Source organism: Streptomyces sp. 5-10 (genome assembly GCF_014712245.1).
GTDB lineage: Bacteria > Actinomycetota > Actinomycetes > Streptomycetales > Streptomycetaceae > Streptomyces > Streptomyces violaceusniger.
In genome coordinates this window covers 116,615-137,572 of sequence record NZ_JACVYG010000006.1, presented here as the reverse complement: position 1 = coordinate 137,572, position 20,958 = coordinate 116,615, and the positions used below count along the sequence as shown (strand labels likewise).

Sequence of the window (20,958 nt, the reverse complement as noted above, 5' to 3'; positions counted from 1 at the left end):
GGCTTGGGCTAGGACACCAGAGCCTGGGGCGAGGTCGGCCAGCTCATCCGGATCACTCCACCGGTCTCGCTGGTCGTCACCTCGACGTCGTCGACGAGCCCGCTGATGACGGCGAGACCCATCTCGTCCTCGCCCTCGGCCTCGTCGTCCACCTCCGGATGGGAACCTGGCGCCAGGGCGGCCGAGGTCGGGGATTCGTCACCGACCTCGATGGAGAACTTCTTCTCCTCCTCGGTCAGGATCACCCGCACCGGTGCCTCCACCCCATTGCTCAGGTGGAGCCCGACCGCACGTGTGCAGGCTTCGCCGACCGCGAGCCGCACTTCGTCGAGCACGGCCTCATCCACCCCCGCCCGGCGCGCCACGGCCGCCGCGACAAGACGAGCGGTCCTGACGTGCTCGGGCAGCGCGCTGAAGCGGAGTTCGACGGTGGCCATGCCATCCCCCTCGGGCGTATGGGCGTGCGTATGGGGAGGGCCGGGCGAGCGCCGCCCGGAACCCCCTTCTGTGTCTTCCTTCGGCGATCTTGTCAGTCGGTCGCCGCGACAGCGTCCTCGACCGAGGTGTGGATCGGGAACACCTTGGTCAGGCCGGTGATGCGGAAGATCTTCAGAATGCGCTCCTGGTTGCAGACCAGGCGCAGCGAGCCCTCGTGGGCCCGCACTCGCTTGAGCCCGCCGACGAGCACGCCGAGTCCGGTGGAGTCGAGAAAGTCGACGCCCTCCATGTCGACGACCAGGTGGTAGTTGCCGTCGTTGACAAGCTCGACCAGCTGCTCGCGCAGCTTGGGCGCGGTGTATACATCAATCTCGCCACCGACCTCGACGACCGTGCGGTCATCGACGGTCCGAGTCGACAGGGACAGGTCCACGGATCCTCCAGCACCTTGCATCGAGCGGTCGCCCCCCATGGATCGGCAGCCGCGATGGCATTCAATCACTTACCAGCAGGCGTGCACGACGCCTTGAGACCATTGTCCGTCAGACCAGTGACACACTCGGTGTCGATGGCCGACAACCAAATCCCGCGGCAGGCGGGCATACGCCCCTCACCCCGGGCCGTCCTCGGTCGGCTGAGCACCGGGGCGAGCCGGAGCACGCGCATCACTCATACGGAGCACTTGCCCCCACGCCCGGGAACCCATGCCGACTGGCCCTCGGCGATCCGGCCAGAGGTGATCAACGCCATTCGCGCGGTCGGCATCGAGCGCCCCTGGGCCCACCAGGCGCGCACGGCCGAACACGCGCTGCGCGGCGAATCCGTGGTCGTGGCCACCGGAACCGCCTCCGGCAAGTCCCTCGCCTATCTGGCCCCCGTCCTCAGCACCCTGCTGGACGGCTCGGAGGAGCCCAGCGGCCGGGGGGCGACCGCCCTGTACCTCTCCCCCACCAAGGCGCTGGCGGCCGACCAGCGCCGCGCGGTGGCCGGCCTCACCGCCCCGCTGGGCACCGGCATCCGGGCGGCGGTCTACGACGGCGACACGCCCGTCGAGGAGCGCGAGTGGGTCCGGCAGTACGCGAACTACGTGCTCACCAACCCCGACATGCTCCACCGGGGCATCCTCCCCGGCCACCCCAGGTGGTCCTCCTTCCTGCGCGCGCTGCGCTATGTGGTGATCGACGAGTGCCACACCTACCGGGGTGTCTTCGGCTCTCATGTGGCCCAGGTGCTGCGCAGGCTGCGCCGCGTCTGCGCCCGCTACGGCTCCTCGCCGGTGTTCCTGCTCGCCTCGGCCACCGCCTCCGATCCGGCGGTCGCCGCGTGCCGACTGACCGGCGTGCCCGTGGTGGAGATCACCGAGGACGGCTCGCCCCGCGGCGAGGTCGTCTTCGCCCTCTGGGAGCCGCCGCTGACCGAGCTCCACGGCGAGCAGGGCGCCCCGGTGCGCCGCACGGCCACGGCCGAGTCCGCCGACCTGCTCACCGACCTGGCCGTCCAGGGGGTCCGTACGGTCACCTTCGTGCGCTCCCGGCGGGGCGCGGAGCTCATCGCGCTCATCGCCCAGGAGCGGCTCGCGGAAGTGGACCGCTCGCTGCCGGACCGGATCGCCGCCTATCGGGGCGGCTATCTCCCCGAGGAGCGCCGCGCCCTGGAGAAGGCCTTGCACTCCGGTGAGTTGCTGGGGCTCGCCGCCACCACCGCCCTCGAGCTGGGGATGGACATCGCCGGGCTGGACGCCGTGGTCGTGGCGGGCTATCCCGGCACCCGCGCCTCCCTGTGGCAGCAGGCGGGGCGGGCCGGGCGCACCGGCGAAGGGGCCCTCGCGATCCTGGTCGCCCGGGACGACCCGCTGGACACCTATCTCGTCCACCACCCGGACGCCCTCTTCCGGCAGCCGGTGGAGTCCACCGTCCTGGACCCGGACAACCCGTACGTCCTCGCGCCCCACCTGTGCGCGGCCGCGGCCGAGCTTCCGCTCACCGAGCCCGACCTGGAGCTCTTCGGGCCCGCCACCGAGGAGCTGATGCCGCAGCTGGAGCAGCGCAAGCTGCTGCGCCGCCGGGCGAGGGCCTGGCACTGGACCCGCCGCGAGCGCGCCGCCGACCTCACCGACATCCGTGGGACGGGCGGCAGTCCGGTCCAGGTCGTGGAGGCGGCGACCGGGCGGCTGCTGGGCACCGTGGACGCCGCGGCGGCCCACACCACCGTCCACGAGGGCGCCGTCCACCTCCACCAGGGCCGGAGCTATCTCGTCAAGCAGCTCGACCTCGACGATTCGGTCGCCCTGGTGGAGGAGGCCACTCCGCCCTACTCGACCACGGCCCGCGACACCACGGCGATCTCCATCCTGGAGACCACCACCGAGATCCCCTGGGGGGACGCGCGGCTGTGCTTCGGCTCGGTCGAGGTCACCAACCAGGTGGTCTCCTTCCTGCGCCGCAAGCTGATCACCGGTGAGGTCCTCGGCGAGTCCAAGCTGGACCTTCCGCCGCGCACCCTGCGCACCCGGGCGGTGTGGTGGACGGTGACCGACGACCAGCTGGAGGAGGCCCGGGTGCACCCCCAGGCCCTCGGTGGCGCCCTGCACGCCGCCGAGCACGCCTCGATCGGCATCCTGCCGCTCTTCGCCACCTGTGACCGCTGGGACATCGGCGGGGTGTCCATCCCGCTGCACCCCGACACGCTGCTGCCGACCGTCTTCGTCTACGACGGACACCCGGGCGGTGCGGGCTTCGCCGAGCGCGCCTTCCACACCGCCGCCCGCTGGCTGGCGGCCACCCGCGAGGCGATCGCGGTCTGCGAGTGCGAGGCGGGATGCCCGTCCTGCATCCAATCGCCCAAGTGCGGGAACGGCAACGACCCGCTGGACAAGAAGGCCGCCATCCGCCTGCTGACGACTCTGCTCGCCGGCGCCCCCGAGCAGCCGCCGACCGCCGAGTGACCGCTCCCCGCCGTCCGGTGGGGACGGCGGTCGGGTGACCGGAGTGTCCCCGGGCCCCGCCCGCGCCCGGGCCCGGAGGGTGAACGGGCCGGTGCGCACCTCCACGGTGAGATCCGCGATCTCACTGCTCAGAGCGCACCGCACCACGCGCGCCCCCTGGGCGGAGGCCACCCGCCGGGCCAGACCGCACGCCGTACGAGCCCCCTCCAGCCCGTGGTCCGCCGCCGCGAGCGCCGCCAGGTCGGCGGCTCCGCCCGCCCGATGTCGCGCCACCATGGCCTGTCCGGCCGCCAGCACGGCCGCGAACACCACGCACAGCGCCGTCGCGGCCAGCGCGGTCCAGACGGTGGCCGACCCCCGGTCGTCCGCACTTCTCACGGGACCGCCTCCCGGGCCGCACCGCCCGCACCGCCCGCACCGCCCGCACCGCCCGCGCGGACCCCGCCCATCGCGTCGTCCGCGCCCACCGTGTCCTCGGCGAGCGCGGCGGCCTCGCCGCGCAGATTCACCGCCAGCGGACCGGGACCGGCGGCATGGGTCCGGACCCGCACCCGCACCAGGTCCCCCTCCCGCCACAGCTCGACCCGAGCCCCATCAGGGGCGGCCGAGCGGGCGGCGGCCATCGCGTCCGCCTTCGGCTCCGAACGCGCCGCCGCCCTCGCCCCCGCTCTGGCCGCGTCCACGCACTGAAGCTGGGCGCACGCGGCCATCAGCCCCCAGATCAGCATCAGAGCGAACAGCGCCAGCACCGGCAGCGCGACGGCCGCCTCCGCCGTGACGTAGCCGCTGTCCCGCGCAGGGCCCCGGCGGGCCCCCGGGGCGCCCGTCCTGGGCACGCTGCGGGCCCTCGGGACGCCGCCGCGGCCCGTCCGGGCGCCACTGGCCCTCCGGCCGTCACTGGGCCCCGGAACGCCCCACACACCGCTCCTGGCGCGCGAACTCGTCCGCTCCCCCGTCACCGGCGATTCAGAAATGCGCATCGAGCGCCCGTCCGATGACCGACTGCAGCGCACCGCTGACGGTCCCGCTGGTCACCACCTTGTAGAGCACCGCGGCGAAACCGCATGCCGCGATCGTTCCCATCGCGTACTCGGCGGTGGTCATGCCTGCCTCGGCCTTCGCCCGCGCCGCCGCGTACCGCCGTACCCACCACTGCTTCACCATCTCGGCCCCCTTGTCCCGTCCGCGGTGCCACCGACCGCGGTGTCGTCGTTCGTCGTGCTGCCGCTCGTGCGGCTGCCGCTCGTGCCGGTGCCGTTGGCGCCGGTGCCGTTGCCGTGCTGTCGTCGTGGTCCCGCCCGTGCTCAGGGGCCGTCGCCCGCCAGGCCGCGGGCCAGCCCGATCATCACCGGGACCAGACCGACCAGCAGGAACGCGGGGAGAAAGCAGCCCGCGAGCGGTGCGTTGACCAGCACACCGGTGCGGTCGGCCCGTCGCAGCGCATCCCGCCCCTGCTCGGCCCGGCATTCGGCCGCCAGCCGGGACACCGACTCCACCGCCGGAGCCCCCGTCGTCCCGGCGCGTTCCATGGCGCGCGCCAGCCCCTGCGCTCCGGGCAGGGCGCCGATGCGCCCCCAGGCGTGGGCCGGTTCGCCGCCCAGCCGCAGCTCTGCCGCGGTCTGGGCAAGCCGCTCGCCGACCGGGCCGCCGAGCGAACCTCCCACCGCCTCCGCCGCCTTCCGCGGGCCCGCGCCGGCCGCCAGGCAGGCGGTCAGCAGATCGGCGGCCAGCGGGATCTGGCCCGCGGCGAGGGCCTCCAGCTGCCGGTCACGGCCGCGCCGCCCGGCCGTGACCCGGCGGTGCCGCTGCCACCGCCAGAGGCCGCAGGCCGCGGCGAGCCCCAGCGCCCACCCCGGCGGCCCTCCGACGAGGACGACGGCGATCGTCAGCGCGCCGCCCGGCGCGGCCCAGGCGGGCAGAGCGCCCGCACCGGACCCGGCGCGCCACCGCCGCCACGGCCGGGCCCGCCTCGGTCGCCCGTCCTCCGTGCCCGGAAGCAGCGCCGCCAGCCGTCGTCGGGCGCATCGCTCCCGCCGGGCCTCGACCATCGCCATCGCCGTACACAGGACCGCCGCCAGGAAGGACAGCGAAATCCCCAGGCTGTGGACAACCTCGGCGCTCTCGGCGCTCATCGGCCACCCCGGCGATCCACAGGGCCTCGACCCAGGTGCGGATCCCCTCGCCGCCGCCCCGGCTCACGCGCGGCACGCACCATCCGGCCGGTCCAGACCAGGCCCGCCCACTCCAGCAGGCCGCCCACCAGCAGACAGCTCAACCCGGCCGGGGTGTGCAGCAGCACATGCAGCGGATCGGAGCCCAACAGGCCGCCCAGCACCAGCCCGACGACGGGCAGCACGGCCAGCCCGAGGGCGGTGGCCTTGGCTCCCGCCAGCTTGGCGTCCAAGCTCTCCCGCTGGTCCCGCTCGGCGCGCAGCGCCGCCGCCACCCGGTCGAGACCCGCCGCCAGCCCCGCCCCCTCGTCGACCGCCACCTGCCAGCAGGCGGCGACCCCGGTCAGCCCCTCGGCGCCCGGTAGCCGGGCCACCCTCCGCAGCGCGTCCGGCACATCCCCACCGAACCGCGCCGCGGCCGTCACCAACCCCCAACGCTCCCTCAGATGCCCCGGATCCACCGCCAGCAGCGCCTCGCCGGGATGCCGCCCGGCCCGCAGCTCACCCGCCACGGTGGCACAGAGCTCGATCACCCCGGTGGCGCGCCGCACACGGTCCCGCTCGCCCCGCCGGGACCGCAGCCAGCGGCCGACGACCGGTGTGGCCAACACCGCCCCGAGCAGCGGCAGAACCGACGCGCCCAGCATCGCGATCGCACATCCGACCGGCAGGCACAGCAGCTCACGACCCATCCGCCCGCCGTACTTGACCCGCCAGCGCTCCCGCAGCCAGGCGGTGGTCTCGGACAGCCGCCGCGCCGGGTCGGCCCCCGCGGGCTCGACGGGTCCGCCGCCGGCCAACAGCAGCCTGGCCCGGCGCAGCTCCCGGTTCCGCCCGGTGAGCAGCCATAAGGCCGCCCCCACGCACAGCGTGGCCGCGCAGAGCGTCAGCGCTCCCGGATCCGCTCCCGCGCCCGTCATGCCGCACCTCCGCCCCGTGCGCACAGCCGCTGGAGCCGCTGCCAGCCCGCCGCCCGCTCGAAGCCCTCGGGGCCCCAGACGGCCGCGGGGACGGTCGTGACGAAGCCCGCCCGGTCCCGGTCCAGCACATGCAGTTCGGCGATCCTGCGCCGCCCTGCGCGGTCCCGCACCAGATGGACCACGACCGACAGCGCCGCCGCCAGCTGGCTGTGGAGCGCGGCCCGGTCCAGACCGGCGGTCGAGCCGAGCGCCTCCAGCCGCGCGGGCACGTCGGCCGCCGTATTGGCGTGGACAGTGCCGCAGCCGCCCTCATGGCCGGTGTTCAGGGCCCCCAGCAGGTCGGTGACCTCGGCGCCCCTCACCTCCCCGACCACCAGCCGGTCGGGGCGCATCCGCAGCGCCTGCCGCACCAGATCCCGCAGGGTGACCTGACCCCGTCCCTCCTGGTTGGCGGGGCGGGTCTCCAGCCGGACCACATGCGGGTGGTCGGGCCGCAGCTCGGCCGAGTCCTCGGCGAGGACGATCCGCTCCCGCGGGCCGACCAGCCCCAGCAGGGTGCTCAGCAGCGTTGTCTTGCCCGAGCCCGTGCCGCCGCTGATCAGGTAGGACAGCCGGGCGTCCAGCATGGCCCGCAGCAGCCGCGCGCCGTCCGGCGGCACCGTCCCGGCCGTTTCCAGCTCCGCGAGGGAGAACGCCCGGGGACGCACCACCCGCAGCGACAAACAGGTCGAGCCGACCGCGACCGGAGGGAGCACCGCATGCAGCCGGGTCCCGTCCGGCAGCCGGGCGTCCACCCATGGCCGGGCGTCGTCCAGCCGCCGCCCGGCCACCGCGGCGAGCCGCTGCGCGAGCCTGCGCACGGCGGCCGCGTCCGCGAAGGTGACATCCGTGCGCTCCAGCCCCGAGCCGCGGTCCACCCACACCTCATCGGGGGCGGTGACAAGGACGTCCGTGACATCGGGGGCGGCCAGCAGCGGCTCCAGGGGGCCGGTGCCGACCAGCTCCGAGCGCAGCGCCTCCACGACCCCGAGCACCTCGGTGTCGCCGAGCAGCCGCCCCTCCTCGCGCAGGGCAGACGCCACCCGCGCGGGCGTGGGCTCCGCGCCGCTCCCGGCCAGCCGCAGCCGCACCGCGTCCAGCAGATCCGGCGATACGACGCTCATGCGGTGACACCCCCTTCGTCGGCGAGAGCGCGCGCCCAGAACTCGGCGCAGAATCGGCCGAGTGGGCCACGAGGGCTGCCGCCCGGGGGCTCGCCGCCCTCGAACGCGTCCGCCAGACCGGGCTCCGGTGGCAGCTGACCGGCCAGCGGCAGCCCGAGCAGCTCCGCGATCTCCTCGTCGCCGAGCTCCGGCCCACACGGGCCCCGCACCACGGCGCGCAGATCCCGCAGCACCATGCCCACCGTGGACGCCACCCGGTGGGCGGCCGCGACCGCTCGCAGCTCCGACGGGACGACCAGCAGCCCGAGGTCGATCTGGGACAGCGCCTCGGCCGCGGCGTCGTCGACGCGGCGTGGCAGATCCACCACCACGACCCCGCCGCGCCGTCTGGCGGCGGCCAGCACCGCCCGCATCGCGGACGGCGGGATGACGACCGAATCGCCGCGGTCCCAGCTCAGCACCCGCAGCGCGTGCAGTTCGGGCAGCGACTCCTCCAGGGCGCTTCCGGCGACCCGCCCGCGCGACTCGGCGAAGGCCGGCCATCTCAGCCCCTGGGCGCCCTCGCCGCCGAGCAGCACATCGAGCCCGCCGCCCAGGGGATCGGCATCGATCAGCATGGTGCGCCGGCCGGAGCGGGCCGCGGTGACCGCCAGGGCGCAGGCGAGAGTGGAGGCGCCCGCGCCGCCGCGGCCGCCGATGACCCCGACCGTCAGGGCCTGTCGCCCCACGCCTTCGGCGACATCGGCGATCCGGTCCACCAGCCAGGTCTCGGCATCGGGCAGGAACGCCACATTGTCCGCGCCGAGCGCCACCGCCCGCCGCCAGATGCCGTGGTCGTCCAGATCGCGCCCGATCAGCAGCACCCCTTGTCTGCGGGCTCGGTCGGACAGCCGGGCGGCCGAGTCGTCGCCGACCAGAATCAGCGGTGCGGCCTCCCAGCTGCCCCGGCGGGTGAGCACGCCATGCGCCACTTCCGGTTCCGCTCCGGCCGCCGCGCACAGCCGCAGCAGATCGTCGAGAAGCGCCTCGTCCTCGGTGACGATGAGCGGTCTGCTTCGCTGTCCTTCGGTCGCCGAAGGGCGTTCCGGTGTGATGGATGCAGTCACGATCCCCTCCCATATCCGTTACGCGCTCTCACCCCCGCGAACAGCGAGTGCGAGCACCGCGGAGAATCACCGTGCTGCGATCCAGAAAATCTTGGGGATCTTGGTCCAAAACCGTGGACAACTCATCAGTTGTGAATATCCCAGTCACCTAAACCGGTGACTTCCGGAGAGCAGCCTAGCGATTACGTACGGTTACCGCTCAAGCTGTGGAGAGGCCGGGCCACACGGGCCCGAGGGAGGGGAGCAAGATCTCATGAGAGCGCCGAAAAAGCGTCCGGACATGCGACGACCCCCGCCGGGGGGGAGAGCGGGGGTCGTCCCCACGGCCGACTCGGGGGGGGAGGAGTCGGGCCGGGTTAGCACGGTCGCGAACGATCCGTGACTTCCATGGTGTACCCGAGAGCCTTCTCAGGCAAACCCACGCGCCTGAGCTTACGCCGAATGGTGGGCCCTATGCTCGGCGTCGTGGAAAACCACTCCTTGCCTCGGACAGCTGCCTTCTTTGACCTGGACAAGACGGTCATTGCGAAGTCAAGCACTCTCACCTTCAGCAAGTCCTTCTACCGGGGTGGGCTGATCAACCGCCGGGCCGCACTGCGTACCGCCTATGCACAGTTTGTCTTCCTCGCCGGCCGCGCCGATCACGATCAGATGGAGCGGATGCGGGAGTACCTCTCAGCGCTCTGCCGAGGATGGAATGTCCAGCAGGTCAAGGAGATCGTCGCGGAGACCCTGCACGACCTCATCGACCCCATCATCTACGACGAGGCCGCCTCGCTCATCGAGGAGCACCACGCGGCCGGCCGCGACGTGGTGATCGTCAGCACCTCCGGGGCGGAGGTGGTCGAGCCGATCGGCGAGCTCCTGGGCGCGGACCGCGTGGTGGCCACTCGCATGGTCGTCGAGGACGGAGTGTTCACCGGAGAGGTGGAGTACTACGCCTATGGCCCGACGAAGGCGGAGGCGATCGCCGAGTTGGCGGAGTCGGAGGGCTACGACTTGTCGCGCTGTTACGCCTACAGCGATTCGGTGACCGATCTCCCGATGCTGGAGGCGGTCGGACACCCCCATGCGGTCAACCCGGACCGGGCGCTGCGGCGCGAGGCGGCGGCCCGCGGCTGGCCGGTGCTCTCCTTCAACCGCCCGGTGCGCCTGAAGCAGCGCAGGCCCTCGCTCTCCATGCCACCGCGCCCGGTTCTCGCCGTGGTGGCGGCCGTCGGCGCGGTGGCCGCCACCGCCGGACTGCTGTGGTACACCAATCGACGACGCGCCCTTTATGCCCGCATTTAGGGGTAACAGCAAAGATCTGCGGTGAGGGGTTCCGATTGGCCTCTCGCAGGAGTACAAAGGAATCGACGGCCCGCGAGACCAGGGGTATCCGGGAGGAAACCCCCAGACGCCAAGGCCCCACGGACCGAGCACAGATGCTGAGCACCCACGCGACGTCGACCCGTCGATTACGGGCCAGCCGCACCAGGTGACGGGCAGAAGTTCCCGACCTGATGGGCGAATGAGATTGCACGCATGGTAACCCGGCAGCTGTGCCAGCGGCGGTGCCCATGTGGTACCGCCGCAACTCTTGTCCGGGGCCAGCCCGCCGTGTCCGGCGTCAGACCGCACCCGTCCCGCATCGGCCCGCGCCTCTCCGACATCGGGCCACACCCATCCGCGTCAGGCCGCCCCGCGCTGCAACGCCTCGCAGACCGCCGTGGACTCCCGGACCCCGAGCTCAACCGCCCGTCCGCAGTGCGCGATCCACACCGCCATCCCCTCCGGCGTCCCGGACGCATAGCCCTCCAGCGCGGCCATGTACGGCGCGGCGCCCAACTCCGCGTACCCCACCTCGGCCGGGCAGATGGACTTCGGATCGAGACCGCTGCCGACCAGCACGATCCGTTCGGCCGCGCGCGCCACCAGACCATTGCGGGAGACGAAGGGCCGCAGGGCGAGCAGTTCGCCATGCACTACCGCCGCCGTCACCAGCGCCGGAGCCTCGCTGCCCGCGAGCAGCAGCCGGGCCAGCCCATCGAGCCGCCCCGCCACCTCGTCCGCGTCCGGCAGCGGCAGATCGGACCCGATCAGCGGCTCGTCCACCGGCTCACCCGACTGCCGCGGGCGGCCGATCCCCTCGTCGCCCTCCGCCCCGCCCGCCGCGACCAGATGCAGCCGGGCCAGCACCCGCAGCGGCGACTGCCGCCAGATGCTCAGCAGCTGCCCCGCCTCGGCGGTCAGCCGCAGCGCCGCCCCCACCGTGCGCGGTTCGCCCTCGGCCCCGAAGTCTGTGCGGCGGCGCACCTCTTCCAGTGCCCAGTCCGCACCGGCCAGCGCGGCAGAACCCCGCGCCCCGCGCAACGCCGCCTCGGAGGTGACCTCATTGCTGCGGCGGCGCATCACCCGGTGCCCATAGACCCGGTCCACGGCGGTCCGTACGGCGTTCACGGACTCGGTCACGCCGGGCAGCGCGGCCAGGGTGGCGAGCGGATCAGCTGACGTACTCATGAGTACGACACTACGCACCTCACACCGGTCGCCCTCGTTGGAGTGGTGTTCTTCACGTAAATCCCGCATGGTCCGGGATCACTCACCTACGCTAGGTGAACATGAAGATCGCTTTCGTAGGCAAGGGTGGAAGCGGCAAGACCACGCTGTCGTCGCTGTTCATCCGGCATCTCGCCGCCACCCACGCCCCGGTCGTCGCCGTCGACGCCGATATCAATCAGCATCTGGGTGTGGCGCTCGGACTCGACGAGGCGGAGGCCGCCGCACTGCCCGCGATGGGCGCCCATCTCCCGCTGATCAAGGACTACTTGCGCGGCACGAACCCCCGGATCGCCTCCGCCGAGACCATGATCAAGACCACCCCGCCGGGTGAGGGCTCACGGCTGCTGCGAATCGGTGAGGACAACCCCGTCTACCAGGCATGCGCCCGCACACTGCCGCTCGACAACGGGTCGGTGCGGCTGATGGCGACCGGCCCCTTCACCGAAGCCGACCTCGGTGTCGCCTGCTACCACTCCAAGGTCGGCGCGATCGAGCTGTGTCTGAACCATCTGGTCGACGGGCGCGGCGAGTTCATCGTCGTCGATATGACGGCGGGCAGCGACTCCTTCGCCTCCGGCCTCTTCACCCGATTCGACATGACGTTCCTGGTGGCCGAGCCCACGCGCAAGGGCGTCTCCGTCTACCGCCAGTACAAGGAGTACGCCCGCGACTTCGATGTGGCGCTCCAGGTGGTCGGCAACAAGGTGCAGGGCCAGGACGATCTGGACTTCCTCCGGGCGGAGGTGGGCGATGACCTGCTGGTCGCGTTCGGCCACTCCGACTGGGTCCGGGCCATGGAGAAGGGCCGTGCACCCCGGTTCGAGGAGTTGGAGGAGACGAACCGCGACGCGCTGCGGACACTTCAGGACGCGGTGGACGCGTCGTACGAGCGGCGCGACTGGCAGCGGTACACCCGTCAGATGGTGCACTTCCACCTGAAGAACGCACAGAGCTGGGGGAACGCGAAGACGGGTGCCGACCTTGCCGCCCAGGTCGACCCCGCCTTCGGGCTACGGGAGTTCGTACCAGGGGAGAGCCCGGCGGCAACTCCCGCTCCCGCATAGCCGTCTGCGCGTGGTGCCCGGACGTCCACTCATGCGCCGTTTCACGATCGGACGTCCGGCCCCGGCTCGGCGGCCAGGTAGCAGCTTCCAGCCACCCGGCGACCACATCCCAACGTACCGGTACCGGGATCTGCTGCAGCGAGAAGTCCCAGATGCCGTGGATCCTGTGGGGCCAGCACGGGCGCGGAAAAGAACAGAGGGCAACAAGGCGTTTTAAACGACTATTCACCCTATAGGTGGAATACCGGCTCACTCACTCACAAAAGACTTCCCAGCGACTTTACTCGGCATTACGATTCATTTACCAACGCTTGGAAGTCAGTACCGCAGTACGCCGTGACCCACGGCCGCGCTCCTATCCGCGACCGAAGCCCCGGAGGAGACGGGAATGTTGAAGCTCTTGGACCGGATCCACCCGGTCTCCCGCCCCAGGCGCGGAGATCTCTCCGCCTCGGCCGCCCTCTTCCGGTTCGCCGTTCCTCTCTCACTGGGCATCGCCTCCGTCTCGCTGGGCATCGCGTCGGCCTGCGGTGCCTCGCTCCAGGCCGGACTCATGGCCGCCACCGTGGCCCTCGCGATCACCCTCCTCACAGTGCTCGTCCGGCCCTCGGGCACCCTCCGCCCCTCGGACTCCCAGCGGGCAGCGGGCTCTCGACGGCCCTCGGGCACCCTCCGGCCCTCGGCCTCCCGGCGATCCCCGGGCTCCGGGCGGGGAGCAGCCGATGGACCGGCGGTGCGGCGGGTCGCGGAGATGGGCGGCGCCCGGGCCTGCCGACCGTGGACGCCGTGGCGCGATCACCACTGCACCCGTCCGGCCCCGAAGACTGCGGGCGCCGGGGCGAGCGTCGCTGCCGGCGGGGACGCGGGCGGTCAGCTGCTCGGCGGGGTGAGCGCGTTCCAGCGCCATACGGCACCGCTGGTCCGCGATGAGCTGGCCCGGCTGGCGCGGGAGGGGCAGCGACCCAGCCAGCTGTTCCTCACCTGCGCCGACTCCCGCCTGGTGACCAGCATGATCACCTCCAGCGGGCCCGGCGATCTGTTCACCGTGCGCAATGTCGGCAATCTGGTGCCACCACCGGGCTCCGATGACTCCTGCGACTCGGTGGGAGCAGCGATCGAGTACGCGGTGGAGGTGCTGAAGATCAGCAGCATCACGGTGTGCGGTCATTCGGGATGCGGTGCGATGCAAGCGCTGCTCGACTCATCCGCGCCGGTCCGCACACCGTCCCGGCCCGGGGCGTCCGGCGGCGGGGCCGAGGCATCGGGCGGACCTGGGGCGTCCATCGGCAGACCCGGGGCATCCCCCGACGGGGAGCGCACGCCGCTGGAGCGCTGGCTGCGCCACGGTAGACCGGCGCTGGCACGGATGGAGCGGATCGGCCGACTGGGGCGCGGTGAGGTCGCCCTGTCGAGCCGGGCGATCGCCGACGAGGTGGAGCGGCTGGCGCTGGTCAATGTGAGACAGCAGCTCGACCATCTGATGGAGCACGCCTGTGTGGCACAGCGGGTGGCGGAGGGCGGGCTGGCGCTGCACGGCATGTATTTCCAGGTGGCGGAGGCCCAGGCGTATGTTCTGGACACGGGTACGGGGAGGTTTCTGCCCGTCCGCCCGGACCATGGCGCGCCGACGCCCGTCTGCCTCGCCGCCACGGCGGCCCCCACCCGGCTCGGAAGAGGCCATTCCGGCGTGGCGGAGCGGGGCGGCGACCCCGCACAGGGCGCCCTGGAGCTGGGGCGGTGACGTGCACAGTGACAGGTCTAAACCAATTTTCGGCGACAGCCCTTGTCAGGGTGTGCCGTTGGCTGATGAGCTATGGCCCGGGACACAACGGACACCCTGGGAATGGGAGATGTCGTGAGTAACGAGAGCCTGGCCAACCTTCTTCGGGAGGAGCGTCGCTTCGCGCCGCCCGCCGAGCTGACCGCGAACGCCAATGTCACTGCCGAGGCGTATGAGCGGGCGAAGGCGGACCGCCTGGGCTTCTGGGCCGATCAGGCCCGTCGGCTGTCCTGGGCGACCGCGCCGACCGAGACACTCGACTGGTCGAACCCGCCATTCGCGAAGTGGTTCGCCGACGGCAAGCTCAATGTGGCGTACAACTGCGTCGACCGGCATGTCGAGAACGGCCTGGGCGACCGGGTGGCGCTCCACTTCGAGGGCGAGCCCGGCGACACCCGCTCCCTCACCTACGCCGAGCTGCAGCGGGAGGTCTCCCAAGCGGCCCACGCACTGACCGAGTTGGGGGTCCAGTCCGGCGACCGCGTCGCCATCTATATGCCGATGATCCCGGAGACCGTGGTCGCGATGCTGGCCTGCGCCCGTATCGGCGCCCCGCATTCGGTGGTCTTCGGCGGCTTCTCGGCCGACGCTCTCGCCACCCGTATCCAGGACGCCGACGCCCGGGTCATCATCACGGCCGACGGCGGCTACCGCCGTGGCAAGCCGTCCGCGCTCAAGCCCGCCGTCGACGAGGCGCTCACCCGGCCCGGCACCGAGAACGTGCGCAATGTGCTGGTCGTCCGCCGCACCGGCCAGGAGGTGGACTGGAGCGAGGGTCGCGACGTCTGGTGGCACGAGATCGTGGAGCGCCAGCCGGAGCAGCACACCCCCGAGGCGTTCGACGCCGAGCACCCGCTGTTCATCCTCTACACCTCGGGTACGACCGGTAAGCCCAAGGGCATCCTGCACACCTCAGGCGGCTTCCTCACCCAGGTCTCCTACACCCACCACGCCGTCTTCGACCTCAAGCCGGAGACCGATGTCTTCTGGTGCACGGCGGACGTCGGCTGGGTCACCGGCCACTCGTACATCGTCTACGGCCCGCTCTCCAACGGCGCCACCGAGGTGCTCTACGAGGGCACCCCGGACACCCCGCACCAGGGCCGCTGGTGGGAGATCATCCAGAAGTACGGCGTCACCATCCTGTACACCGCCCCGACCGCGATCCGCGCCTGCATGAAGTGGGGCGACGACATCCCGGCCAAGTTCGACCTCTCCTCGCTGCGGATCCTCGGCTCCGTCGGCGAGCCCATCAACCCCGAGGCATGGGTCTGGTACCGCAAGCACATCGGCGCGGACACCACGCCGGTCGTCGACACCTGGTGGCAGACCGAGACCGGCGGCATCATGATCAGCCCGCTGCCGGGCGTCACCGCCACCAAGCCCGGTTCGGCCCAGGTAGCGCTGCCGGGCATCGCCGCCACCGTCGTGGACGACGAGGCCAATGAGGTGCCGAACGGCCATGGCGGCTATCTGGTGCTCACCGAACCGTGGCCGTCCATGCTCCGCACCATCTGGGGCGACGACCAGCGCTACCTGGACACCTACTGGTCCCGCTTCGACAAGCGCTACTTCGCGGGCGACGGCGCCAAGAAGGACGACGACGGCGACATCTGGCTGCTCGGCCGGGTCGACGATGTGATGCTGGTCTCCGGCCACAACATCTCCACGACCGAGGTCGAGTCGGCGCTCGTCTCGCACCCCAAGGTCGCCGAGGCGGCGGTCGTCGGCGCCACCGACCCGCAGACCACCCAGGCCATCTGCGCGTTCGTCATCCTGCGCGGCGGTGCGGCCGAGGACGAGGGTCTGGTCGAGGAGTTGCGGGCCCATGTGGCCAAGCAGCTCGGCCCGATCGCCAAGCCCAAGCGGATCCTGCCGGTGGCCGAGCTGCCCAAGACCCGCTCCGGCAAGATCATGCGCCGTCTGCTGCGCGATGTCGCCGAAAACCGGGCGCTGGGCGATGTCACCACGCTCACCGACTCCTCCGTCATGGAGCTGATCCAGAGCAAGCTGCCCTCCGCCCCCAGCGAGGACTGATCCCAGCACCTGCGCCGAACAGACGAGGGGCGCTCCCGCCTGGCGGGGGCGCCCCTGCGTCGTGGCCACTGCGGATCGCCGCACCGGCTGACCGCCGCCGGTAGCTGTCGCAGGCGGCGGTGCGGCTGCCGCCGGTAGCCGGCCCTGGCGGCGGGCGGCTTTCGCAGGTGGCTGTCGCGTAAAAATTACGACAAGATGATGGGCAGGAGCGCCGGGAAGTCTGGTCGGCATACGCCATACGTGTATCCGCACCTCGACCCACCCAGGAGGCCCGCCCGTGGCCGCGCCCACCAGCCGCAAGTTCCTCGGACGCCCGTCGCTGCCCGAGCGGACGTTCGTCATCAACGCGCTGCGCACCGAGACCGTCGGCGGTGTGATCCTCCTGGTGGCCGCCATCGTGGCGCTGGTCCTCGCCAACACCCCCCTCAGCGGCGTCTACGGAGACATCAGGGACTTCTCCTTCGGCCCCCAGGCGCTGCATCTGCGTCTCTCGGTCGCCTCCTGGGCCACCGACGGCCTGCTGACGATCTTCTTCTTCGTCGCCGGTATCGAGCTCAAGCGTGAGCTGGTCGCGGGCGAGCTGCGCGACCCCAAGGCCGCCGCGCTGCCCGTGATCGCCGCCGTCTGCGGCATGGTCGTGCCCTCGCTCGTCTATGTCACCGTCAGCGCGAGCGGCGGCGGCAGCCTCAAGGGCTGGGCCGTGCCGACCGCCACCGATATCGCCTTCGCGCTCGCCGTCCTCGCCGTGATCGGCACCGCGCTGCCCGCCGCGTTGCGCGCCTTCCTGCTCACCCTCGCGGTCGTCGACGACCTCGGCGCGATCCTCATCATCGCGATCTTCTTCACCCAGCACATCAACTTCGTCGCCCTGATCCTGTCCGTCGCCGCGCTCGCCCTCTTCTGGCTGCTGCACCGCAAGGGCGTCCGGACGGCCTGGATATACCTCCCGCTCGCCGTGGTGATCTGGGCGCTGATGCACGCCAGCGGGGTGCATGCCACCATCTCCGGCGTCGCGATGGGCCTGATCATGCGCTGCACCGTGCGGGAGGGCGAGGAGCGCTCCCCCGCCGAGCGCGTCGAGCACCGGGTGCGCCCGGTGTCGGCGGGGGTGGCAGTGCCGCTGTTCGCGCTGTTCGCGGCCGGGGTGCCGCTCTCCGGCGGCGCCGTGGCGGATGTCTTCACCCGCCCGGAGACCCTCGGCGTCGTCCTCGGCCTCGTCGTGGGCAAGGCCGTCGGCGTCTTCGGCGGCTCCTGGTGCGCCGCCCGCTTCACCAGGGCCGAGCTGAACGAAGACCTGGCCTGGGCCGATGTCTTCGCCGTGGCCACCCTCGCCGGAATCGGCTTCACCGTCTCCCTCCTCATCGACGAACTCGCCTTCCCCGGCGATCCCACGCTCGCCGAGGAGGTCAAGGCGGCGGTCCTCATCGGCTCGCTGACCGCGGCCCTGTTCGCCGGGATCCTCCTCAAACTGCGCAACACCAAGTACCAGCGGCTGTGTCAGGAGGAGGAGCGGGACGAGGACATGGACGGCATCCCGGATGTCTACGAACTCGACAGTCCCGCGTACCACCTGCGGATGGCCGCCATTCACGAGGCAAAGGCCGCCGAGCACCGGCGGCTTGCCGAAGTGGCTGCCGCAAACGACTCCGGCGACGATGGTCCGGCATGATCTGAGAGGCTTGACAGCCGCAGAAATGCGCAGAAGACGTAGCAAGCACTGACGACGTACCAAGCGTGGACGACACAGCACGAGCAGCACGACGCACAACACGCACAAGACACGAGCGTAAGACGCACAAGAGCAGAGGGAGATGGCGATGAGCGCAGCCGACGACGGCGGCAACCGCAGCCTCGGCCAGCTGGTGGCGACGGCGACCACCGAGCTGTCGGCGCTGGTGCACGACGAGATCGCGCTGGCCAAGGCCGAGCTCCGGGTGGGGGCCAAGAAGGCCGCGGTCGGCAGCGGCGCGGGGATGGCGGCCGGGGTGCTGCTGCTGTTCTCGCTGCCGGTGCTGAGTTTCGCCCTCGCCTACGGGATGCGCTCGTGGACCGGCCTCGGCCTCGCCTGGTGCTTCCTGATCGTGGGCGGGATCTACTGGCTGTTCGCCGGGATCCTGGGACTGCTGGCGCTGCTGAAGTTCAAGAAGGTCAAGGCCCCGAAGCGGTCGATTTCCTCGTCCAAGGAGACGGCCGCCGTACTGGGGAGCGTCAAGCCGCATCCGCGTGCCGAGAGCAATGGCGGACGCCCGGCGCGGGATGTGACACGCTCGTCGGCATGACCGTCCCTGATACCTCCGCGTCGGTCGTACGGCTCGACGGCCCCTGGACCCACCGGGATGTCGCGGCCAACGGCGCACGCTTCCACATCGCCGAGCTGGGTGACGGCCCGCTGGTGCTGCTGCTGCACGGCTTTCCGCAGTTCTGGTGGACCTGGCGGCACCAGCTGCCCGCGCTCGCCGACGCCGGTTATCGCGCGGTCGCGATGGATCTGCGCGGGGTGGGCGGCAGCGACCGTACGCCGCGGGGCTACGACCCGGCCAACCTCGCCCTCGACATCACCGGTGTGATCCGCTCGCTGGGTGAGCCGGACGCCGCGCTCGTCGGCCATGACCTGGGCGGATACCTTGCGTGGACGGCCGCCGTGATGCGGCCGAAGCTGGTGCGGCGGCTCGCGGTGGCCTCGATGCCGCATCCCCGTCGCTGGCGCTCGGCGATGCTCGCGGACGTCAAGCAGAGCGCCGCCAGTTCCCATATCTGGGGCTTCCAGCGACCCTGGCTGCCCGAGCGCCAACTGGTCGCGGACGACGCGGCGGCCGTGGGGCGGCTGATCCGGGACTGGTCCGGACCGCGGCTGCCCGAGGACGAGGCGGTGGAGATCTACCGGCGGGCGATGCGCATCCCCTCGACCGCGCACTGTTCGATCGAGCCGTACCGCTGGATGGTGCGGTCGCTGGCACGGCCGGACGGTTTCCAGTTCAACCGGCGGATGAAGCGACCGGTGCGGGTGCCCACCCTGCATCTGCACGGGTCACTCGACCCGGTGATGCGCACCCGCAGCGCGGCGGGCTCCGGTGAGTATGTGGAGGCCCCCTACCGCTGGCGGCTCTTCGACGGGCTCGGCCACTTCCCGCACGAGGAGGACCCGCGGGCCTTCAGCACCGAACTGATCAACTGGCTGAAGGATCCCGAACCCGACCGCTGAGCGTCGTCGGACGTACGCATTCCGACCACGTCCCCGCGCACGGGCGAACATCTGTTTTTCGAACAGCCAATTGCCTGGAGCATAGGCCAATTGCCGCAGCCAGCGGCGATTACGGACCTTGGGTCAGGGGCACACACCGAGGTATGGGCTGGACGCACGACTACCGTGACGCACCAAACAGCCGCGGCCCCGAGGCCGCCGCTACTGCCAATGCCGCGCTGAGCGTTTCCGAGCGGGGCGGCTCCGGGCCTACCCAAGGCCATGACCCGAACATCGGGATTCCCCGCATCATCCGCCGCCGGGCCCGGTGGGTCTCGGCGCGACTGCGCCATCCACGCAGCCGCTAGCAGTATCCCGGGCGCGGCCCGGGGCCACGGCGACACCGGAAACTAGAGGGCACACCCCTGGCTGTCCACCGGCTGGTCGGCCGTGCGCCCCTTCTGGATGTCCTCGCTCACCTCGTCCGCCGTCAGCGCATACCCCGTGTTGGCGTCGTCGAGGGACTTGGCGAAGACCACGCCGTACACCCGCCCCTGCGGGGTGAGCAGCGGACCTCCGGAGTTGCCCTGCCGCACCGTCGCGTACAGCGAGTACACATCGCGGTGCACGGTGGAGCGGCGGTAGATGTCGGGGCCATTGGCCTCGATACGGCCGCGGACGCGGGCCGCGCGCACATCGAAGGCGCCGTTCTCCGGGAAGCCGGCGACGATCGCGCCATCACCGGTGCGCGCGTCTCCCTGCGCGAACTGCAGCGCCGGGGCCTGCAGCGAGGGCACATCGAGGACCGCGATGTCGCGCTTCCAGTCGTAGAGCACGACCTTGGCGTCATAGAGCCGGCCCTCGCCGCCTATCTGCACGGTCGGGTCGCTGACGCCGCCGACGACGTGGGCGTTGGTCATGACCCGGTTCGGGGCGAAGACGAAGCCGCTGCCCTCGAGGACCTTGCCGCAGCTGGGGGCGGTGCCGACGACCTTGACGATGCTCTCCTGTGCCCGCGTGGCCACCGGCGACTGGGCGAGCGCGGGGTCGGGCTGCGGCACCGAGGTGATCGGCTCGTTGGCGAAGGGCGAGAAGACCTGCGGGAAGCCGTTCTGCGCGAGCACCGAGGAGAAGTCGGTGAACCAGGTGTTCGCCTCGTCGGGAACGACGCGGGACACCCCGAGCAGCACCTTGGAGTCGCGGACCTCCCTGCCCAGGGTGGGGAGCGAGGTCTGCGCCACCAGGGAGCCGATCAGCCAGGCCACCAGCAGCATCGCCAGGACGTTCACCAGCGCGCCGCCGGTCGCGTCCAGGGCGCGCGCCGGTGACCAGGTGATGTACCGCCGCAGCTTGTTTCCCAGGTGGGTGGTGGCCGCCTGGCCGACCGAGGCGCACACGATCACCAGGACGATCGCCACCACGGCACCGACGGTGCCCGGGGACGCCTTGTCGTCGGTGGTGCCGTCCCATATGAGCGGCAGCAGATAGACCGCGATCAGCCCGCCTCCGATGAACCCCGTCACCGACAGCACGCCGACGACGAAACCCTGGCGGTAGCCGACGATCGCGAACCACACGGCGGCGAGCAGCAGCAGGATGTCCAGCACATTCAC

18 protein-coding genes and 2 pseudogenes are annotated in these 20,958 nt (G+C 71.7%); 9 read left to right on the top strand and 11 right to left on the bottom strand.

The window, feature by feature from the left end; all coding sequences use genetic code 11:
* Nucleotides 1-8: 8 nt before the first annotated feature.
* Together IEJ02_RS09770 and bldG are read right to left on the bottom strand one after the other, a co-directional pair.
* The gene (locus IEJ02_RS09770; protein WP_191064388.1) at nt 9-437 is read right to left on the bottom strand and encodes an ATP-binding protein; all 429 of its coding nucleotides are present in this window, start codon (nt 435-437) and stop codon (nt 9-11) included.
* Nucleotides 438-529: 92 nt separating this feature from the next.
* Nucleotides 530-871 (bottom strand): anti-sigma factor antagonist BldG, encoded by a 342-nt coding sequence (bldG, locus tag IEJ02_RS09765; RefSeq protein WP_014061729.1) that lies wholly within the window; start codon nt 869-871, stop codon nt 530-532.
* A gap of 54 nt (nt 872-925) precedes the next feature.
* On the opposite strand from bldG, the gene IEJ02_RS09760 reads away from it, so the two are divergent.
* Nucleotides 926-3,382: a DEAD/DEAH box helicase gene (locus IEJ02_RS09760; protein ID WP_191064387.1), complete on the top strand. Its 2,457-nt coding sequence runs from the start codon at nt 926-928 to the stop codon at nt 3,380-3,382.
* A 111-nt stretch (nt 3,383-3,493) separates the two neighbouring features.
* On the opposite strand, the pseudogene IEJ02_RS09755 reads toward IEJ02_RS09760, so the two are convergent.
* The 7 genes and pseudogenes from IEJ02_RS09755 to ssd form a co-directional block, all read right to left on the bottom strand.
* Nucleotides 3,494-3,691, bottom strand: a pseudogene (locus IEJ02_RS09755) (Rv3654c family TadE-like protein); the annotation flags it as partial.
* Between the two features lie 65 nt (nt 3,692-3,756).
* Nucleotides 3,757-4,218: a TadE family type IV pilus minor pilin gene (locus IEJ02_RS09750; protein WP_317985769.1), complete on the bottom strand. Its 462-nt coding sequence runs from the start codon at nt 4,216-4,218 to the stop codon at nt 3,757-3,759.
* A gap of 130 nt (nt 4,219-4,348) precedes the next feature.
* Nucleotides 4,349-4,546 (bottom strand): DUF4244 domain-containing protein, encoded by a 198-nt coding sequence (locus IEJ02_RS09745; RefSeq protein ID WP_137978583.1) that lies wholly within the window; start codon nt 4,544-4,546, stop codon nt 4,349-4,351.
* Nucleotides 4,547-4,686: 140 nt separating this feature from the next.
* Complete coding sequence (locus IEJ02_RS09740) at nt 4,687-5,514, bottom strand: type II secretion system F family protein (RefSeq protein ID WP_191064386.1); 828 nt, start codon at nt 5,512-5,514, stop codon at nt 4,687-4,689.
* A complete protein-coding gene (locus IEJ02_RS09735; protein WP_191064385.1) occupies nt 5,511-6,473 on the bottom strand; it encodes a type II secretion system F family protein in 963 nt (320 codons plus the stop codon). Before IEJ02_RS09735 ends, IEJ02_RS09740 begins: the two co-directional genes overlap by 4 nt.
* The gene (locus IEJ02_RS09730) at nt 6,470-7,636 is read right to left on the bottom strand and encodes a TadA family conjugal transfer-associated ATPase (RefSeq protein WP_191064384.1); all 1,167 of its coding nucleotides are present in this window, start codon (nt 7,634-7,636) and stop codon (nt 6,470-6,472) included. Before IEJ02_RS09730 ends, IEJ02_RS09735 begins: the two co-directional genes overlap by 4 nt.
* On the bottom strand, nt 7,633-8,742 hold the full coding sequence (ssd, locus tag IEJ02_RS09725; RefSeq protein ID WP_191064383.1) for a septum site-determining protein Ssd: 1,110 nt from the start codon (nt 8,740-8,742) through the stop codon (nt 7,633-7,635). The genes IEJ02_RS09730 and ssd overlap by 4 nt, the downstream gene beginning before the upstream one ends.
* Nucleotides 8,743-9,195: 453 nt before the next feature.
* Between ssd and IEJ02_RS09720 the strand changes: the two genes are divergently transcribed.
* A complete protein-coding gene (locus tag IEJ02_RS09720) occupies nt 9,196-10,032 on the top strand; it encodes an HAD family hydrolase (protein WP_191064382.1) in 837 nt (278 codons plus the stop codon).
* A gap of 381 nt (nt 10,033-10,413) precedes the next feature.
* Here the strand turns inward: IEJ02_RS09720 and IEJ02_RS09715 are convergent, their stop codons facing one another.
* Nucleotides 10,414-11,241 (bottom strand): Fic family protein, encoded by an 828-nt coding sequence (locus IEJ02_RS09715; RefSeq protein ID WP_191064381.1) that lies wholly within the window; start codon nt 11,239-11,241, stop codon nt 10,414-10,416.
* A gap of 101 nt (nt 11,242-11,342) precedes the next feature.
* Between IEJ02_RS09715 and IEJ02_RS09710 the strand changes: the two genes are divergently transcribed.
* The 7 genes and pseudogenes from IEJ02_RS09710 to IEJ02_RS48405 all read left to right on the top strand — a co-directional run bounded on the left by IEJ02_RS09710 (nt 11,343) and on the right by IEJ02_RS48405 (nt 19,713).
* A complete protein-coding gene (locus tag IEJ02_RS09710; protein ID WP_191064380.1) occupies nt 11,343-12,347 on the top strand; it encodes an ATP-binding protein in 1,005 nt (334 codons plus the stop codon).
* Nucleotides 12,348-13,062: 715 nt separating this feature from the next.
* Nucleotides 13,063-14,088, top strand: a pseudogene (locus IEJ02_RS09705) (carbonic anhydrase); the annotation flags it as partial.
* 114 nt (nt 14,089-14,202) lie between these two features.
* A complete protein-coding gene (gene acs, locus IEJ02_RS09700; protein WP_191064378.1) occupies nt 14,203-16,164 on the top strand; it encodes an acetate--CoA ligase in 1,962 nt (653 codons plus the stop codon).
* A gap of 277 nt (nt 16,165-16,441) precedes the next feature.
* On the top strand, nt 16,442-17,833 hold the full coding sequence (gene nhaA, locus IEJ02_RS09695) for a Na+/H+ antiporter NhaA (protein WP_191064377.1): 1,392 nt from the start codon (nt 16,442-16,444) through the stop codon (nt 17,831-17,833).
* 148 nt (nt 17,834-17,981) lie between these two features.
* Complete coding sequence (locus IEJ02_RS09690; RefSeq protein WP_191064376.1) at nt 17,982-18,443, top strand: phage holin family protein; 462 nt, start codon at nt 17,982-17,984, stop codon at nt 18,441-18,443.
* Nucleotides 18,440-19,366: an alpha/beta fold hydrolase gene (locus IEJ02_RS09685; RefSeq protein WP_191064375.1), complete on the top strand. Its 927-nt coding sequence runs from the start codon at nt 18,440-18,442 to the stop codon at nt 19,364-19,366. Before IEJ02_RS09690 ends, IEJ02_RS09685 begins: the two co-directional genes overlap by 4 nt.
* Before the next feature lie 143 nt (nt 19,367-19,509).
* Nucleotides 19,510-19,713: a hypothetical protein gene (locus IEJ02_RS48405; protein ID WP_075200444.1), complete on the top strand. Its 204-nt coding sequence runs from the start codon at nt 19,510-19,512 to the stop codon at nt 19,711-19,713.
* A 42-nt stretch (nt 19,714-19,755) separates the two neighbouring features.
* Here IEJ02_RS48405 and IEJ02_RS09680 read toward each other — a convergent pair whose 3' ends face one another.
* Nucleotides 19,756-20,958, bottom strand: coding sequence for a MarP family serine protease (locus IEJ02_RS09680; protein WP_191064374.1), 1,203 nt, complete (start codon nt 20,956-20,958; stop codon nt 19,756-19,758).

Bases quoted from the DNA above. Each gene is read 5' to 3' on its own strand.
- IEJ02_RS09770 (WP_191064388.1), bottom strand. From the start codon at position 437: ATGGCCACCGTCGAACTCCGCTTCAGCGCGCTGCCCGAGCACGTCAGG.
- IEJ02_RS09760 (WP_191064387.1), top strand. From the start codon at position 926: ATGGCATTCAATCACTTACCAGCAGGCGTGCACGACGCCTTGAGACCA.
- IEJ02_RS09745 (WP_137978583.1), bottom strand. From the start codon at position 4,546: ATGGTGAAGCAGTGGTGGGTACGGCGGTACGCGGCGGCGCGGGCGAAG.
- IEJ02_RS09740 (WP_191064386.1), bottom strand. From the start codon at position 5,514: ATGAGCGCCGAGAGCGCCGAGGTTGTCCACAGCCTGGGGATTTCGCTG.
- IEJ02_RS09735 (WP_191064385.1), bottom strand. From the start codon at position 6,473: ATGACGGGCGCGGGAGCGGATCCGGGAGCGCTGACGCTCTGCGCGGCC.
- IEJ02_RS09730 (WP_191064384.1), bottom strand. From the start codon at position 7,636: ATGAGCGTCGTATCGCCGGATCTGCTGGACGCGGTGCGGCTGCGGCTG.
- IEJ02_RS09720 (WP_191064382.1), top strand. From the start codon at position 9,196: ATGCTCGGCGTCGTGGAAAACCACTCCTTGCCTCGGACAGCTGCCTTC.
- IEJ02_RS09715 (WP_191064381.1), bottom strand. From the start codon at position 11,241: ATGAGTACGTCAGCTGATCCGCTCGCCACCCTGGCCGCGCTGCCCGGC.
- IEJ02_RS09710 (WP_191064380.1), top strand. From the start codon at position 11,343: ATGAAGATCGCTTTCGTAGGCAAGGGTGGAAGCGGCAAGACCACGCTG.
- IEJ02_RS09690 (WP_191064376.1), top strand. From the start codon at position 17,982: ATGAGCGCAGCCGACGACGGCGGCAACCGCAGCCTCGGCCAGCTGGTG.
- IEJ02_RS09685 (WP_191064375.1), top strand. From the start codon at position 18,440: ATGACCGTCCCTGATACCTCCGCGTCGGTCGTACGGCTCGACGGCCCC.
- IEJ02_RS48405 (WP_075200444.1), top strand. From the start codon at position 19,510: ATGGGCTGGACGCACGACTACCGTGACGCACCAAACAGCCGCGGCCCC.